This is a genomic window from Pseudomonas sp. SIMBA_067, from assembly GCF_046534675.1.
GTDB classification, from domain to species: Bacteria; Pseudomonadota; Gammaproteobacteria; order Pseudomonadales; family Pseudomonadaceae; genus Aquipseudomonas; species Aquipseudomonas putida.
This window is the reverse complement of the sequence record NZ_JAWRYH010000627.1, coordinates 1-264: the sequence shown is the minus strand read 5'-3', so window position 1 is coordinate 264 and position 264 is coordinate 1. Positions and strand designations below refer to the sequence as shown.

Annotated in this window: 1 protein-coding gene; it reads left to right on the top strand. The window is 67.4% G+C overall.

Translation table 11 applies throughout. The features are described 5' to 3' along the window. Nucleotides 1-264, top strand: a 264-nt coding sequence (locus tag SB765_RS30610; protein WP_410932616.1) for an alpha/beta fold hydrolase, incomplete at both ends; no start/stop codon positions are given.

The following is a 264-nucleotide window of genomic DNA, read 5'->3' as shown; positions in this document are numbered from 1 at the left end:
CACGAAGGATGGCGTTCAGATCTTCTACAAGGACTGGGGCCCGCGCGATGCGCCGGTCATCCACTTCCACCACGGCTGGCCGCTGAGTGCCGACGACTGGGACGCCCAGCTGCTGTTTTTCCTGGCCGAGGGCTTTCGCGTGGTCGCCCACGACCGCCGCGGCCATGGGCGCTCCAGCCAGGTGTGGGACGGCCATGACATGGACCACTACGCCGACGACGTGGCGGCCGTTGTCGAACATCTGGGCATCCAGGGCGCGGTGCA